This is a genomic window from Streptomyces sp. MCA2, assembly GCF_023544705.1.
Lineage (GTDB): Bacteria > Actinomycetota > Actinomycetes > Streptomycetales > Streptomycetaceae > Streptomyces > Streptomyces decoyicus.
In genome coordinates, this window is record NZ_JAMJFM010000007.1 from 156,519 (window position 1) to 172,723 (window position 16,205).

Here is a 16,205-nt window from a genome sequence, read left to right on the forward strand (position 1 = left end):
TTCACTTCTGTGAGCGAAATTGTCCGTCAGAAGTCGACAAATCCACTGGGTTGCTTCCCGGGGCTGTCCGACGGGCCGTCACAGGGAGGCGTCGGGCGCCACGCCGCATCGCCGCGTGGACGCCTCGGGACCGGACGGGCGGCGCCGGCCCGCCCGGCCTGAAAAGGCGGAACGGGCCCGGCGACGATCCGCCGGACCCGCTCCCCACGCCCACGGACCGCACCGAGTCCGCCGGCGAGCGGCGTCAGCCGCCGAGTTTCTGCACGAAGCGCTGCACGCTCTCGAAGACGTGCCCGACCTGGGAGAAGAAGCCGCGCGTCGTGCCGATCCACTCCTGGAGCGGGGTCAGCTCCCAGACCAGCCAGGCCGCCACGAACAGCAGGATCAGCGTGACCAGGCAGCCCTTGAGGCAGCCGAGGCCCGGGATCTTCATGGGGTTGGCACTGCGCTGACGGGGCTCACGCCGGGGCCGGGGCTCCGGGGCGGGCGGCCGCTGCGGTTCGTAGCGCTGCGGCGGCGGCTCCTGGCGGCGCTGGGGGGCCTGCGGCTGCTGCTGGGCGTACGGCGCCGGAGCGGGCTGCTGGCGGTACTGCGGCTGCTGCGGGCGCTGCGGCGGCTGCTGCTGGGGAGCGGCCTGGCGCTGCGGGCGGCGGCGCAGCGGGTCCTGGCCGGGGTCCAGGTACTGCACCTGGGTCTGTTCGTTGCGGTCGCGCGCGGCCCGCATCTGGGACTCCCACGGATGCGGACCGTCGGGCCCCTGCGGCCCGCCGGCCGGTGCGCCCATGGGCATCGGCGGCATGGCCCGGGTGGGGTCGCCGCCCTGCCCGCCGGGGCCGCCCGGTCCGCCCGGTCCGCCCGTGGACGGCAGCACGCTGGTCGCCGCTCCCGGGTCGTACGAACCGGCGCCGGACGGGAGCACCTGGGTGGGGTCGGCGTCGCCTCCGCCGGGCTGGCCGCCCTCGCCCGTTCCGGGGACGGGGGCGGGCGCGGGGTCGGGGGCGAGCAGCGCGGCGACGCCGAGCGCGGCCTCGGCAGCGGCCGGGGTGGCGTGCACCCCGATGCCGGACGCGACGGTGCGCAGCGCCCTGGCGAGGTTCTCGGCGCTGGGCCGCTCCTCGGGCCGCTTGCGCAGACAGCGCTCGATGACCGTCCACAGCGGCTCGGGGAGCGTGCCGGGACGCTGCGGCTCCTCGCTGAGGTGGCGGTGCAGCACCTCCAGCGCGGTCGCGCCGGCGAACGGCGGACGGCCGGTGACCAGCTCGTACAGCAGGATGCCGGCGCCGTAGATGTCCACGGCGGAGGTCTGCGGGCGGCCCTCGGCGGACTCCGGCGCCACATAGGCGGGGGTGCCGACGAATTCGTGGGTGCGGGTCAGGCCCGGGGAGTCGGCGAGACGGGCGATGCCGAAGTCGGTCAGCATCGGGTGCATCTCGCTGCTGCCGTCCGACCCGGCGAGCAGGACGTTGGCGGGCTTGAGGTCGCGGTGCACCACACCGTCGGCATGGCTGGCGGCCAGCGCGTCGGCGATCTGGGCCGTGAGCAGCGCGGCGGCCACCGGGCTGAAGGGGCCGTTGTCGCGCAGATAGCGGTGCAGGTCGGGGCCGTCGACCAGGTCCATGACGAGGGCGAGCAGATCGCCCTCGACGACGAGGTCGCGGGTACGGACGATGTTGGGGTGGGTGAGCCGCAACAGGACGGAGCGCTCCCGCAGGAAGCGCATCACCACGTCCGCGTCGTGCGCCAGCTCCTCCTTGAGGACCTTGATCGCGACCGTCTCACCGGGCTCTCCTGCCACGGCGGCCTCGGCGCCCGCCGTCTCCCGCTGGCGGGCACGCCAGACGGTGCCCGTGGCACCGCGTCCCAGCGGCTCCTCGAGCAGGTACTTGCTGCCTACCGGCCGCACGTCATGCGCTCCCTGGTCGTGGTGGTTCTCTTGCCCGGCCCGCCGGGTCTCAATGATCAACTCCGCGCGGCCCGTCCGACCCACTGTAGTGCCGTCGTACAAACTTTTCGGTCCGTCGGCCCGCTGGGGGCTTGTGGGGAAGACGCACTTCGGGGACGGATGGTTGCCCGCCGCGCCCGGCCGGTGCCGGACGCCGCCCACGGCATCCTGCCCGGGACCGTCCCGAGCTGACCACGGGCGTCGAAATCCGGCCGGGCACGGCACGCAAGCAGGCACTTTTTCGCCCTTAGAAGACCAATCAAGATCACTGAATGGCGGTCGGCGGGCGTGTTGTCAGCGGCAGGTGCGAGGATGCACCCAGCACGATGCGGTGGGGGCGGGCGGTCCTTGTCGCGCCGTGCACTTGGGACTTGTACGTGCCGACGTGCCCGGGTGTGGTGGGGGGAGTGAGCGGAGCCCTCGCCGGATCCCGGCAGAAGGGACCGTTGACGGCGATGCAGATCCGGCTGACCGTCCTCGGGCCGCGCAGCGGCCACACCACACGTACCTGCGATGTGCTCGTGACGGCCCCCGCCGGGACCGCCCTGGCGGCGGTGGCGGGCGCGCTCGCGGCCTCCGTGGCGGGCTCGGGTGCGGATGTCGGCGGTGCGGGCGGCAGCGGCCCCGTCGCCCTGTATGCCGGGCCCGAACGGCTCGATCCCCAGCGCGCGGCGATCGGCGAGCCCCCTTTGATCGACGGCGCGGTGCTCTCCCTCCAGAGCCCCGGCCCCGCCCCGGCACACGGCCTGCCGCACGGCTCCGCCCGCCTGCGGGTCATCTCCGGCCCCGACGCCGGCGGAGTGCATCTGCTGCACGGGGGCCAGATCCGCATCGGCCGCTCCGCCGACGCCGATGTCCCCCTCGACGACCCCGATGTCTCCCGGCTGCACTGCGCCGTGACCGTCGAACCGGACGGCTCGGTGTACGTGGCCGACCTGCGCTCCACGAACGGCACCGTCGTGGACGGCACCGACCTCGGCGAACGGCCCGCGCCGCTGCGGCCCGGCGCCCTGCTGCGCATCGGCGAGTCCGCCCTGCGCCTCCAGTCCGCGCCGAGCGCACCGGACCCCGCCCTGCCGACCGCCCCGGACGGCGAGGGACATCTGCGGATCACCCCCGGGACGTCCGGGCCCGGCCCGGACGCGGTGGCGGCGGGCCGGACGGAGGAGTACGGGGCGCCGGGCCCGCGGGGAGCCACCGCCGCCGCGGAAGGGACGTACGCGGGAGCCGGGGCGTACGCCCGGATGGCCGGCGGCGCAGCCTCTCCCGTACCGAACTCCCGTACCGCGCCGGACTCCCGTACCGCGGCCGACTCCCGTACCGCACCGGCACCGGCGCCGGGCGCGACGGGACGGCGGGACACCCCCCTGCGCGGCACCCCGGCCCGGTACGACGCACCCGGACAGGGCGCACCGGCCCCCGGCCACGACTCCCCGCGCGGCGGCGCCGGTACGCCCTTCCCGGCCACCCACACAGGCCATGTCTACGACCGCACGACCGACGGCGGCGCCCCGGCGGACGGCTTCGGGCCCGGTGCCCGGGAGCGCACCGACGGCTTTCCGTCCGGGCCGCAGGAGCGGACGCACGGCGGCCAGCAGTCCTTGGCGCCGTCCGACGAGGCGCCCCGTAAAGGCGGGCGGCGGGGCGGCATCGGCGCCTGGGCGCGGCGGCTGGCCGGCGGCCGGCCCGCCGTGGCGGGGCCGGAGGACACCTACGCACCGGAGTACGCACCGGCCGACGCCCCCGCGGCAACCTTCGCCGCCGCCCCCGAGGACGCCCAGGCACCCGAAGCGCGCTCCGGGCCCGCCGCCGACGAGCGATGGCCGGACGCCGCCGCGGTCCTGCTCACGGCGCTGGGCCCGGGGCCCCGCCTGTGGGAGCGCGGCCCGGACCACCCCGACGCGCTGACCGTCCGGCTGGGGACGGCCGCCCGGGGCGGCGGCCGGACCGCCGTGCCGGTCACCGTCGATCTGCGCCGGGCGGGCTCGCTGGGCCTCGCCGGGCCGCGTGCGCGGCTGGCCGGGCTGGCCCGCAGCGCCCTCGCCCAGCTCGCGGCCCTGCACTCCCCCGGCACCCTCGACCTCGTGCTGATCAGCGCGGACCGGGCGCGCCCCGCCGAGGAGCGGGTGGCGGACTGGTCCTGGCTCGGCTGGCTGCCGCAGGTCCGCCCGGCCCACGGCCAGGACTGCCGGCTGTTGCTCGCGTACGACAAGGAACAGGCCCTGGCCCGTACGTCCGAGCTGGTGCGCCGGCTCGACGACGGCCCGCTGGGCCACGGCTGGGCCAACGCCGACCGGGCGGAGATCGCCTCCGCCGCCGCCCGCCACCAGGGCCCGTACACGCTCGTGGTCGTGGACGGCGACCCCGGCAGCTCCGCGCTGCGCGAGACCACCGCCCGGCTCGCCGCGGGCGGCCCGGCGGCCGGTATCCATCTCCTGTGCCTGGCCGAGACCCCGGCCGCCTCCCCCGCCTTCCCGCTGGCCGCGACGTACGAGGCGGCCCGGGAGGCGTCGCCCGCCTTCGGTGAGTGCGGGGCGGTCGCGGTGCTCAGCGGCGATGTCGCCACGGCACTGCGCGTGGTCCAGCCGGGTTCCGGGCCCAACGGCACGGTCGCGGCGGTGGACGCGGTCTCCGGCGCCTGGGCCGAGCGGTTCGCGCGGGCGCTGGCGCCGCTGCGCGAGACCGATGCGGCGGCCCAGGCCGGTGGCCGGGCGGCCCCCCGTGCCGCCGTCCCGCTGCCCGATTCGGCGCGGCTGCTGGACGAGTTGGGGCTGGCCCGCGCCACCCCGGCGTCCCTGATGGCCCGTTGGGCCGCCGCGCTGGACACCGACCGGCCCGGCGCCGCCGCGGTGCTCGGTGCCGGACCGCACGGACCGCTGTGCGCCGATCTCGCCGGTGACGGTTCGCATCTCGTCCTGGAGGGTGCGGCGGCCACCGGCAAGACCGAGCTGCTGCGTTCGATGGCCGCCTCGCTGGCCGCCGCCGACCGCCCGGATCTGCTGTCGCTGGTGCTGGTGGACGGCGGCGGCAGCGAGCGCGGCGAAGGACTGCGGGTCTGTACGGACCTGCCGCATGTCACGACGTATCTCGCCGCCTCGGACCCGGTCCGGATGCGGGAGTTCGCCCAGGCGCTGTCCTCCGAGCTGAAGCGGCGGGCGGAAATACTGGCCGGCACCCCGTTCGCCGAGTGGCGCAGCAAGCATCTGCCGGCACCGCGGGTCGTCGCGCCGCGGCGTTCGACCGAGGGCAACGGTGATTACAGAGAGCAGGAACCAACTACTCTCCGTAATCGTTGCCGTAATAAGGAAGGGGACAGCGGCCCACCGGCGGACCCCTCCACGACCGGAACACTCCGCCTGCGGGCCCGCAGCGAACCGCCGGCGGCGGACGGCGCGGAGACCGCGGTACCGATGCCCCGGCTGTTCGTCCTGGTCGACGACTTCGACGCCCTGGTGGCCCCCGCGCTGGGCAGCACGGGCCGGCCGGCCGCCGGTTCCGTGGTGCGCGCCCTGGAGGCGGTGGCCCGGGACGGGGCGGCGCTCGGGGTCCATCTGATAGCCGCCACCGGCCATCCGGACCGAACGGCGGAGACCGCGACCAGCGAACGGGCCGGTCTGCGGGTCCGGTTGGGCGCCGACGGAGACCCGTCCGAGCCGGTGCCCGCGGGCCGCGGTCGGCTGCACCGCGCGGCGGACGGCTCCTCGACGCCGTTCCAGGCGGGCCGGGTGACCGGCCGGATACCCCGGACGTCCACCCTCCGGCCGACGGTCGTGCCGCTGGAGTGGCAGCGGATGGGCGACCCGCCGGCCCGGCGCCCGCTGCGCGAGCTGGGCAACGGCCCGACGGACCTGGCCCTGCTGGCCAGCGCGCTCCAGCGGGCCGCACAGTCCTCGGGCGCCCCCTCCGCCCCGCCCCTGCTGTGAGCCGGGGGCCCCGCCCATAACAGCACCGTCACGAAAGGCCAGTTGGCACGGAAGGCGGTATTGCGGACCCCGTGGCCAGGGCGTAGGACTGTCGCACACCCACCGCAGAGCACGACGAGGCACAGCGCGACGACGCACCACGGCGCGGCACGACGAGACGCCGCGCGACCACGCACCACCGCGCGGCACGACGAGACGCAGTGCAGCGCAGTGCAGCGCAGCGACGCACCATCGCGCGGCACGACGTACCGCCGGACGGCACCATGCACCAACGCACGTACGACGTACCGCCGCACGGCACCACATACCAACGCACGCACGACGTACTACTGCACACACGACGTACCACGCACCACCGCACGTACCACGCACCACCCACGCACCACCGCACGGCACGACGCGAACGGCACGGCAAGGGCGCCGCGGCACGACGTGATACGGCCCCCTTCGCACCCGGCACGGCAGGCGCAGCGATAAGGGGCTACGGGGATGCGCAGACGACTCGACCGCACGGCTGTACGTGCCACGACCGCGGTGGCGGCGGCCTCGGCGCTCGCCCTGATGCTGGCCGCCTGCGGCAGCGGCGGCGGCACAAAGGACAACGGCAGCGGCGGCAGCAAGGGCGGCAGCACCGCCCCCACCGTGCAGCTCCCCCAGCTCAAGGGCCAGAAGTTGCAGGTCACCGCGGTCTGGACGGGCCCCGAGCGGGAGAACTTCGTCAAGGTGCTGGACGAGTTCGACAAGCGCACCGGCGCCCAGGTCGACTTCGTGCCCAGCGGCGACGACATGGCCGGGTTCATCGGCTCCAAGATCGCCGGTGGCGGGCCGCCGGACGTCGCGATGCTCCAGCAGGTCGGTGTCCTGGGCGAGTTCGCCGAGAAGGGCTGGCTCAAGCCGCTCGGCAGCGCCGCCAAGGCGCAGCTCGCCAAGAACTACACCAAGGGCTGGCAGGATCTCGGCGCCCACAAGGGCACCGGGTACGGCGTCTACTTCAAGGCCAGCAACAAGTCGCTGGTCTGGTACAACACCCAGGCGTTCGACAACGCGGGTGCCAAGGAGCCGAAGACCTGGCCGGACTTCGTCAAGGCGGCGGAGATCATCGCCGAGTCGGGTGTCGAGCCGGTCTCGGTGGGCGGTTCGGACGGCTGGACGCTGACCGACTGGTTCGAGAACATCTATCTCTCCCAGGCGGGCCCGGAGAAGTACGACCAGCTCGCGCAGCACAAGATCAAGTGGACTGACCCGACGGTCAAGCAGGCGCTGACCACGCTCGGGCAGCTCTTCGGCCGTAAGGACCTGCTCGCGGGCGGCAACTCCGGTGCGCTCCAGACGGACTTCCCGACGTCGGTGACCCGGACCTTCAGCGGCGGTGACACCCCCAAGGCCGCGATGGTCTCCTCGGCCGACTTCGCCGCCGCCAACATCGCCCAGACCAAGGCCAAGGTCGGTACCGACGCCAAGGTCTTCCCGTTCCCGGCGGTGGGCGCCAAGTCCCCGGTGGTGACCGGCGGCGATGTGGCAGTGGCCCTCAAGGACACCAAGGCCTCGCAGGCGCTGCTGACGTTCCTGGCGTCGACGGATGCCGCCAAGATCTGGGCGCAGGCGGGCGGGTTCATCTCGCCGAACAAGGAGCTCGACCAGGCGGCGTATGCCGACGGGGTGATGCGCGAGATCGCCAAGGCGCTGATCGCGGCGGGTGACGACTTCCGCTTCGACATGTCCGACCAGGCGCCCGCCTCGTTCGGCGGCAAGCCGGGCCAGGGCGAGTGGAAGGACCTACAGGACTTCCTGAAGAACCCCAAGGATGTCGCGGGCACCCAGGCGCAGTTGGAGAAGGACGCCGCGAAGTCGTTCAGCCACTGAGTACGTGAAGTCACTGAGTACGTGAAGTCGTCCGGACGCACTGAGTCCGTGAAGCCGTCCGGGCGCTGAGTACGCCAAGTCGTCCGGGCGCGGAGCAGCTGCCGCCGACCGCCTCGACCGGGACCGGGGGGACCGTCACGATGAGCGCCGTACAGGTCAGCAAGGCCAGTGAGAGCAGCGTGGGCGGCCGGCGCAGCGGCGGCGGCAGGCGGCGCGGCGACCGGCGACGCGGTGGTGTCCTGGGCACCCGCCCGTGGACCGCCGCGGTGTTTCTGCTGCCGGCGTTGCTGCTGCTCGGGGCGCTGGTCGTCTACCCGATCGTGTTCTCCGTGTACCGCAGTCTGTTCGACGCGTCCGGCAACGGCTTCGTGGGGCTGGGCAATTACGGGGCGCTGTTCTCGGACGTCGGGATCCGTACGGCGCTGCGGAACAACGTCATCTGGGTGGTGGTGGCGCCGACCGTCTCGACGGTGCTGGGGCTGATCTTCGCGGTGCTGACCGAGCGGATCCGCTGGGGCACCGCCTTCAAGCTGATCGTGTTCATGCCGATGGCGATCTCGATGCTGGCGGCGGGCATCATCTTCCGGCTGGTCTACGACCAGGACCCGCAGCGCGGGGTCGGCAACGCGGTGTGGGTCGGCATTCATGACACGTTCGCCGACCCGGCGCCGTTCCCCGGTGCCAAACCGCGGCCCAAGGCCGATCTCGCGCCGTCCGGCGGCGGTGCGTTCACCACGCGGTCGGCCGTACGGGCGGGGTCCCCGGTGAAGCTGCCGCTGGTCGCCGTCCAGCCGGGCGATCTGCGCGGCGCCCGGTCCGCGGCCGCCGCCGGGTCCCGTCCCGGCGAGGTCACCGGCACCGTGTGGCTGGACTTCACCCGTGGTGGCGGCGGCCGCCCCGACGTCGTCGACGGCAGCGAGAAGGCGCTGGCCGGGCTGACGGTCGAGGCGGTCAGGGGCGGCAAGGTGGTGGGCTCGGCGACGACGGCGGCGGACGGCACCTTTGCGCTGCCCGCCGCTCAGGCCGACGGCGCCCGCCTCCGGCTGCCCGCGGCCAATTTCGCCGAGGCCTACCGTGGCGTCGACTGGCTCGGCCCGGCGCTGGTCACCCCGGCCATCATCGGGTCCTACGTCTGGATGTGGGCCGGTTTCGCGATGGTGCTGATCGCGGCGGGGCTGGCGGGCGTTCCGCGGGAGCTGCTGGAGGCGGCGCGGGTGGACGGCGCGGGCGAGTGGCAGGTCTTCCGCCGGATCACGGTGCCGCTGCTGGCGCCGGTCCTGGTGGTCGTGCTGGTCACCCTCATGATCAATGTGCTGAAGATCTTCGATCTGGTCTACATCATCGCGCCGGGCTCCAGCATCAGATCCGCCAATGTGCTGGCGCTCCAGCTCTTCCAGTCGTCGTTCGGTACCGATGTCGACGAGGGCCTGGGCAGCGCGATCGCCGTGTTCCTGCTGCTGCTCGTGCTGCCGGTGATGTACGTGAATCTCCGGCGTATACGGAAGGAGCGTCGCCGATGACGACCGTGGACGGTGTCGTACCGGACGGGCGCTCCGGCGGTGCCGGTGCCGTACGGGCCCGGCAGTCGCCGGCCGCCCGGATCGCGGCGCGGGCCGGTGGCGGCGCGATGCGGGTCTTCCTGGTCCTTGTCGCCCTGTTCTGGCTGATGCCCTCGGTGGGGCTGCTGCTGTCCTCGTTGCGCAGCCCGCAGCAGATCGCCGAGTCCGGCTGGTGGCAGGTCTTCAGCGCACCGGCCCAGATCACCTGGGACAACTACAGCCAGCTGCTGTCGAACGACAAGGTGATGGGCTCGCTGCTGACCACGGCGGCGATCACTGTGCCGGCGACGGTGCTGGTCGTGGTCATCGGGTCGCTGGCGGGTTATGCGTTCGCGTGGATGGAGTTCCCGGGGCGGGACGGCTGGTTCATGGTCGTCGTCGGGCTGCTGGTGGTGCCCGTGCAGGTGGCGCTGATCCCGGTGGCCAAGCTGTTCGGCGCGGTCGGGCTGTTCGAGACGACGGCCGGGGTGATCCTCTTCCATACGGCCTTCGGGCTGCCGTTCGCGGTGTTCCTGCTGCGGAACTTCTTCGCCGAGATCCCGCGCGAGCTGCTGGAGGCGGCCCGGCTGGACGGGGCGGGCGAGCTGCGGCTGTTCACCCGGGTCGTGATGCCGCTGGGCGGGCCGGCCATCGCCTCGCTGGGGATCTTCCAGTTCCTGTGGGTGTGGAACGACATGCTGATCGCGCTGATCTTCGCGGACAGCGGCAATCCGCCGGTGACGGTCGCGCTACAGCAGGAGGTGCGCCAGTTCGGCAACAACATCGATGTGCTGGCGCCCGGCGCCTTTCTGTCGATGGTGGTGCCGCTGATCGTCTTCTTCGCCTTCCAGCGTCAGTTCGTCTCCGGTGTGATGGCCGGCGCGGTGAAGTGAGATCCCTGTGGGGCCGGCAGTCCCGGCGGTCCCCGTCGTCACGCCATCTCCCGTTCATTTTCGTCCGCCTACAGTGACGTCGCTGCCGTGCCACGGGGCCGCGCCGGTGCGCGGCGGTGCGCGGCGGCCATGACGCCGGGCGCGTCCATAACTGCACAGATGCCGACAACAGCAGATCCCTTCCCCGATCCCGCAGATCTCGTAGATCGAGCAGATCCCTCAGATCCCGTAGATCCCTCAGATCTCTCGGTTTCTCCTCGCACACCAGGTACATCCACGGCGGACAGCGCCGGCACATACCGCACGTACTCCCCCTGCACGCGTCGTACTCAGCCCTACGTTCCCGACCGTCTGGAGACGGACCGCACATGACTGCCCCCATCGCAGACCAGAGTGCCGAACAACTCCCGCGCCCCACCCGGCTGTCCGATGTCAAAGGCTGGTTCTTCACCGCCGACCAGTTGCTCTTCGACTGGTTCCTGGCGCACCAGCAGGACCGTTCGGAGCCGGGTGATCTGCTCGAACTGGGCGCGTATATGGGCAAGAGCGCCATCTTCCTCGGTGCGCGGCTGCGTCCCGACGAGCGCTTCACGGTCTGCGATCTCTTCGACTCCCCCGCCGAGGATGCCTCCAACTCCAAGGAGATGAAGAAGTCCTACGCGACGCTGACGCGCCGTGCCTTCGAGGCGAACTACCTTGCCTTCCATGATGAGTTGCCCACGATCATCCAGGGCCTCAGCTCGTTCGTCGGCGACCATGTGGACGAGGGGTCGGTGCGCTTCGCCCATATCGATGCCTCGCATCTGTACGAGCATGTGCACGGCGACATCCTCACGGTGCGCAAGCTGCTCACGGGCCACGGCGTCGTGGTGATGGACGACTACCGCGCCGAGCACTGCCCGGGAGTGGCCGCCGCCACCTGGCAGGCCGTCGCGAACGAGGGTCTGCGCCCCGTCTGCATCACCGGCACCAAGTTCTACGGGACCTGGGGCGACCCCGAGCCGCTCCAGAAGGCGCTGATGGAGTGGATCACCTCGCGCGGCGACATCTGGCACGAGGTGCAGTACGTCAACGACGCCCCGCTGGTGCGGCTGAGCGCCAAGGGCGCCGCGGAGCCCGCTCATCCCCTCTCCCGGCACCAGTCCGCCGCCCGCGCCCCGCAGCGGCCGGCGGCGCGGGCACCGAAGGCCTCCGCGGCCCGCCCGGCCGCCCGCCCGCCGGCCCCCTCGCGCGCCGCGCTGCGCCGGGTCGCCCTGGACGTGCTGCCGCCGGTCGTCACCCGTGCGCTGGTGAAGGCCCGCCGGCGCCGTACGCACTGAGGCCTCGGGCGCGGGCCGGGGCGGGGAACCGCGCCCCGGCCCGCGCCCTGCCGCGCCCCGGGGCCGTCCGGCCCGCTCCGCCGGGCCCGCCTCAGCGCGGGACCTGTCCCACCAGGACGAAGACGTTGGACCGCAGCAGCATCCCGGCGGGACGCGGCAGCGGATGGGAGTACGTGCGCCGTACGGCCAGGCCGGCGGATTCGGCGAAGGCCCGCAGCAGGGCGAAGTCGGTGAAGCGCACGGGGACGGGCCCGGCCCGGTGCCCGGCCTCCTGCGCGGTGATCAGCAACACCCCGCCACCGGGCCGTACGTACCGGACATAGGCCCGCAGCAGACCCTCGACCTGCTCGTCGTCCAGATGCTCCAGGACATGGGCGGTCAGCAGCGCGTCGAAGGCGCCGGGCCGGGCGTGCGGGCTCGCGAGGAAGGTGTCGGCCGTGTAGGCGGTCAGGCCGCGGGCGCGGCAGTGCGCCACGGACTGCGGGTCGTGGTCCACCCCGACGCTGCCGGCCGCGCAGCCGGCGAGCGTGTCACCGGTCCCGCAGCCGATCTCCAGCACCCGGCCGGTGCCGATCCGCCGCAGCTGGCTGCGGTACGGGGACCGGGCGGGCAGCAGCCGGGCCGGGCCGCCGCGCCCCCGTTCGGCCGGCAGCCGCGCGGTGGAGGCGGCCGGCGCGGTGCCCGTGGGGCGCGCGGGCCGGGCGGTCCGGGTGTCGCTGCCGGGCGGCCCGGCGTCGGGGCTGTCGGTGGCGGCGGAGCTGTCGGTTCGGCCGGGCATCGGGACGCGGTCACCTTCCCTGGGGAAACACGGCGCACGGGGCGCCCTGAAGCTGTGCAACGGGTCTACGGCATCGGACGCGGCCCGGCACTACGGCGCGCCGAATTCGCACACCGAGCGTAACGATGCACACACGGGCTGTCGATCACGTCTCTCACCCTTTCAGCGCAGATCCGGTGACCGTGCCGCCGTGGGCGAGTTGAACGGACCGGTCTTGTGCATCGCCAGTCCGGAAAGGCTCGGTCCACGTATGAAGCCTCGGCTCACCGTCGTCGTCCCGGTCCACCGCCTCGAGGGGTCCGAGCGGAATGTGGAGGAGTGCCTGGAGTCGGTCGCGGCCCAGACGCTGACCGATCTGGATGTGGTGATGGTGGACGACGGTCCGCCCGCCGACGCGGGCGGGGATTCCGCCTCCGCGCCGGGCGCGCCCGCCGCTCCCGCCCACCGTTTCGCCGAGCGCGACCCGCGCTTCCGGATCGTCCACCATCCCGGGGGCGGTCCGGCGCCCGGCTGCGGCGCGCTCCGCAACACCGGTGCCCGGCACGCCTATCCGCACACCGAGTATCTGGCCTTCCTGGACGCCGACGACGTGCTGCTGCCGCGCGCGTACGAGGACCTGGTCGGCCTGCTGGACAAGTCCGGTGCGGACCTCGCGACCGGCAATGTCTACCGGCTCGGTGCGGCCGGACGCAGCCAGTCCGCCCACCACCCGGCCACCCGCGCCACCGCGCTGCGCACCCGCATCGGCGAGGACCTCACCCTGCTCTCCGACCACTTCGCCCGCAACAAGGTCTTCCGCCGCACCTTCTGGGACACCCATCAATTCGCTTTTCCCGAGGGGGAGTTGTGTCATGACGCGGCGGTGACGCTGCCCGCGCTCTTCCTCGCCGGGGCGGTCGACGTCCTGCACGAGCACGTCTGTTACTGGCGGCTGCCGGAGGGGCCCGACCGCCATCGGCGGCTCGATGCCCGGGGCGTACGGGAGCGGTTCGCTGCGGTGGCCGGCATCCGGCGTTTCCTCGCGGACCCGGCCCGCGCCCGGCTGAACGTCCATCAGCGCGACTACGACCGCGCGCAGCTCACCGACGGGCTGCTCGACCTGGTCGACGCGCTGCCGGCGGCCGCGCCGGAGTGCCGGACCGCGTTCCTGGACTGCGCCCGCGACTTCCTCTCCGGCGTCGACCCGCGGCTGTTCCCCACGCTGCCCGTCGAGCTGCGGATGCGCTGGTATCTGATCCGCGCCGGGCGCCTGGCCGACCTGCTCACCCTGCTCGTGCACGAGGCCCGCAACCCGGCCGGGTTCACCGTCGCCGGGCCGCCGCTGCGCAAGCGCGCGGTGCTGCCGCTGACGCCGCCGCTGGAGCTGCCGCCGGGGGTGACCCGGCTGGACCGCGCCGACTTCCCCGTACGGGCCCGGGTCCGGGAAGCGGTGTGGCGCAACGGCGTGCTGGTGCTGCGCGGCTACGCCTACATCCGGAATCTGGACGCCGCGGCCCGGCACAGCTACCTCCGCACGGCGGTGCTGTCCTGCGGGCGGCGCCGGATCCTGCTGCCGCTGCGGCCGGTGTCGATGGTGGAGGCGACCGCCGAGTCGGGTCAGGAGCTGCACTGTTACGACTGGTCGGGCTTCGAGCTGCGGATCGATCCGGCCCGGCTGCGCAAGGGCGGGCGCTGGGAGGAGGACGACTGGACGGTCGGGGTGGTGCTGGCGTCGGCGGGCGTGGTGCGGGCCACGGCGCTGCACGCCCCGGAGACCGGCTCCGGCGCCACACCGTGCGCCCATGAGCTGCCCGGGGACGGCGTACGGATCACGCCCGGGTTCACGGACGGGCGGCTGCGGCTGTCGGTGGCCCGGCCGGCCCGGCGGCTGGCCGGTCATCGGGCGGCGGCGGCCGGCGCCCTGGACCTGACCGTCACCACGCCCGGCCCGGCGCTCTCGGCCCTGCGGCTGACCCACCAGGGGAGCGGCACGGTGGTGTCGTTCCCGGTGGAGACGGAACGTCCCGCGGGGACAGGGACGGGACCGGGGCCGGGCGAGGGGCATCGGGAAGCGGGCGAGGGGTGCGACGGCGCGCCCGGCGCCCCGTCCCCGCCGCTGACCTTCCGTGTCCGGCTCGACGCCCTCGCCGCCGCGCGCCCCACCCGGGACGGCGCGCCGCTGGCGATCTTGCCGGGGCACACCGAGAGCTGGGCGGCCGAGGTGGTGCGGGCCGACGGCGGCACCGACCCGATCGCCTGCGACCCGCGGCTCGCCCCCGTCGCCCATCCGCTCTCGCACGGCCGTGAGCTGGTCGTAGCGGCCACCCCTGCCGGGCACCTCGTGCTGCACGACCGCACCCCGCAGCCGTTCCTGGACCGGGCGCTGTGGCGCGCGGACGGCACCCTGCTGGTCGCGGGGAGGCTGCCGGACGCCGCGCCGCACGCCACCGAACTGGTCCTCAAGCACGGTGCGCACGCCGCCGAGCTGGCCTTCCCCACCCTCCACGACGACGGCCGGTTCCACGGCACGCTGCCGCTGGGCGCCCTGCCCTCGCTCGCCGGGACGGTGCCGCTGCGCGAGGGCCGCTGGACGCTGCACCTGCGCGAGCAGGGCGCGCCCGGCTCCCCGCTGGACGCCCCGGTCCGCTGTGCGCCGTCCCTCCTCGACGGGCTGCCGGCCGCCCGTACGGTCCGCGGCAAGCCGCTCACCCTCGACCGGCACCGGCACGACGAGGCGCTGGTGGTGGCGGGTCCCGCGCTGCCCGCCACCGACCGCGGCCCCTACCGGCGCCGGGTGCTGCGCGAGCAGCACTACTCGCTGCACCGTTCGCGCCCGCTGCGCGACACCGTCCTCTACAGCAGTTTCGGCGGCCGCGCGTACGGGGACTCGCCGCGGGCGGTGCACGAGGAGCTGGTGCGCCGGGGCATGGACGTGGAGCATCTGTGGGCGGTGCGCGATGCGCAGACCGCGGTGCCGGAGACGGCGCGGGCGGTGCTGGTGGGCAGCGCCGAGTGGCACGGCGCGCTGGCGCACAGCCGCTGGGTGGTCACCAACACCCATCTGCCCCGCTGGTTCACCCGGCGCGGCGGCCAGCGCATCATCCAGACCTGGCACGGCACCCCGCTCAAGCGGATCGGCGCCGACCTGGCCGGGACGCTGTGCGCGGGGCTGGCCCATCTGGCGCCGCGGCCGCGGGTCAGCCGGCAGTGGAGCGTGCTGCTGTCGCCCAACGCGCACAGCACACCCGTGCTGCGCTCCGCGCTCGGCTACTCCGGCCGGCTGCTGGAGACCGGACTGCCGCGCACCGACGCCTTCTTCGCCGCCGACCGGGACCGGAGAGCGGCCGCGGTCCGCGAGCGCCTGGGCATCGGGCCCGGGAAGAAGGTGGTGCTGTACGCGCCGACCCCGCGCGACGATCTGGCCTACGACGCGGGCCACCACCGGCTGCATCTGCCGCTGGACCTGGAGCTGGCGGGGCGGGAGCTGGCGGACGACCATGTCCTGCTGGTCCGCAGCCACCCGCTGGTCGCCGACCGGCTGCCCGCCCACCACGCCCCCTTCGCCCTCGACGTGTCCGCCCATCCGGACGCCACCGAACTGCTGCTGGCCGCGGACGTCCTGGTCACCGACTACTCGTCGCTGGCCGCCGACTTCGCCAACACCGGGCGCCCGATGCTCTTTCTGACGCCCGACCTGCCGCACTACCGCGACACCCTGCGCGGCTTCACCCTCGATTTCGAGGCCCGGGTGCCGGGCCCGCTGCTCACCTCGACCGGTGAACTGATCGATGCGCTGGGCGACTTGGACGCGATCGCCGCGGCGGGTGCGGACGCGTATGCGGATTTCCGGGAAACGTTCTGCCACCGGGACGACGGAGGTGCGGCGGGCCGGGTCGCGGATCTGATGGAGCGGTGACCGGAACCGGTCCGCCGCAAGGTGGTGGCGTGCGGATCAACATCGTGCGGCACT

At 73.9% G+C, this 16,205-nt stretch carries 8 protein-coding genes; 6 read left to right on the forward strand and 2 right to left on the reverse strand.

Annotated elements, in window-relative coordinates:
- Positions 1-244: 244 nt before the first annotated feature.
- Entirely contained in the window at positions 245-1,903 is a 1,659-nt protein-coding gene (locus M8I34_RS08180) for a serine/threonine-protein kinase (RefSeq protein WP_250048571.1), read from the reverse strand.
- A gap of 494 nt (positions 1,904-2,397) precedes the next feature.
- Between M8I34_RS08180 and M8I34_RS08185 the strand changes: the two genes are divergently transcribed.
- The 5 genes from M8I34_RS08185 to M8I34_RS08205 all read left to right on the forward strand — a co-directional run bounded on the left by M8I34_RS08185 (position 2,398) and on the right by M8I34_RS08205 (position 11,478).
- The gene (locus M8I34_RS08185; protein WP_250048610.1) at positions 2,398-5,865 is read left to right on the forward strand and encodes an FHA domain-containing protein; all 3,468 of its coding nucleotides are present in this window, start codon (positions 2,398-2,400) and stop codon (positions 5,863-5,865) included.
- A 489-nt stretch (positions 5,866-6,354) separates the two neighbouring features.
- A complete protein-coding gene (locus M8I34_RS08190) occupies positions 6,355-7,728 on the forward strand; it encodes an ABC transporter substrate-binding protein (protein WP_250048572.1) in 1,374 nt (457 codons plus the stop codon).
- A 140-nt stretch (positions 7,729-7,868) separates the two neighbouring features.
- Complete coding sequence (locus tag M8I34_RS08195; RefSeq protein WP_250048573.1) at positions 7,869-9,248, forward strand: carbohydrate ABC transporter permease; 1,380 nt, start codon at positions 7,869-7,871, stop codon at positions 9,246-9,248.
- Positions 9,245-10,159 carry a carbohydrate ABC transporter permease gene (locus M8I34_RS08200; RefSeq protein WP_250048574.1) on the forward strand — a complete coding sequence of 305 codons (915 nt, stop codon included), beginning with the start codon at positions 9,245-9,247 and terminating at the stop codon, positions 10,157-10,159. Before M8I34_RS08195 ends, M8I34_RS08200 begins: the two co-directional genes overlap by 4 nt.
- Before the next feature lie 368 nt (positions 10,160-10,527).
- Complete coding sequence (locus M8I34_RS08205; protein ID WP_250048575.1) at positions 10,528-11,478, forward strand: class I SAM-dependent methyltransferase; 951 nt, start codon at positions 10,528-10,530, stop codon at positions 11,476-11,478.
- 91 nt (positions 11,479-11,569) lie between these two features.
- On the opposite strand, the gene M8I34_RS08210 is transcribed toward M8I34_RS08205, so the two are convergent.
- Positions 11,570-12,256, reverse strand: a complete 687-nt coding sequence (locus M8I34_RS08210; RefSeq protein ID WP_250048576.1) for a bifunctional 2-polyprenyl-6-hydroxyphenol methylase/3-demethylubiquinol 3-O-methyltransferase UbiG — start codon at positions 12,254-12,256, stop codon at positions 11,570-11,572.
- A 250-nt stretch (positions 12,257-12,506) separates the two neighbouring features.
- Here M8I34_RS08210 and M8I34_RS08215 point away from each other — a divergent pair, with 250 nt between their 5' ends.
- Entirely contained in the window at positions 12,507-16,151 is a 3,645-nt protein-coding gene (locus M8I34_RS08215; RefSeq protein ID WP_250048577.1) for a CDP-glycerol glycerophosphotransferase family protein, read from the forward strand.
- Positions 16,152-16,205: the final 54 nt, after the last annotated feature.

Excerpts from the sequence above, each read along its gene's own strand:
- M8I34_RS08210 (WP_250048576.1), bottom strand. The coding sequence starts at position 12,256 with ATGCCCGGCCGAACCGACAGCTCCGCCGCCACCGACAGCCCCGACGCC.
- M8I34_RS08185 (WP_250048610.1), top strand. The coding sequence starts at position 2,398 with ATGCAGATCCGGCTGACCGTCCTCGGGCCGCGCAGCGGCCACACCACA.
- M8I34_RS08200 (WP_250048574.1), top strand. The coding sequence starts at position 9,245 with ATGACGACCGTGGACGGTGTCGTACCGGACGGGCGCTCCGGCGGTGCC.
- M8I34_RS08190 (WP_250048572.1), top strand. The coding sequence starts at position 6,355 with ATGCGCAGACGACTCGACCGCACGGCTGTACGTGCCACGACCGCGGTG.
- M8I34_RS08215 (WP_250048577.1), top strand. The coding sequence starts at position 12,507 with ATGAAGCCTCGGCTCACCGTCGTCGTCCCGGTCCACCGCCTCGAGGGG.
- M8I34_RS08195 (WP_250048573.1), top strand. The coding sequence starts at position 7,869 with ATGAGCGCCGTACAGGTCAGCAAGGCCAGTGAGAGCAGCGTGGGCGGC.
- M8I34_RS08205 (WP_250048575.1), top strand. The coding sequence starts at position 10,528 with ATGACTGCCCCCATCGCAGACCAGAGTGCCGAACAACTCCCGCGCCCC.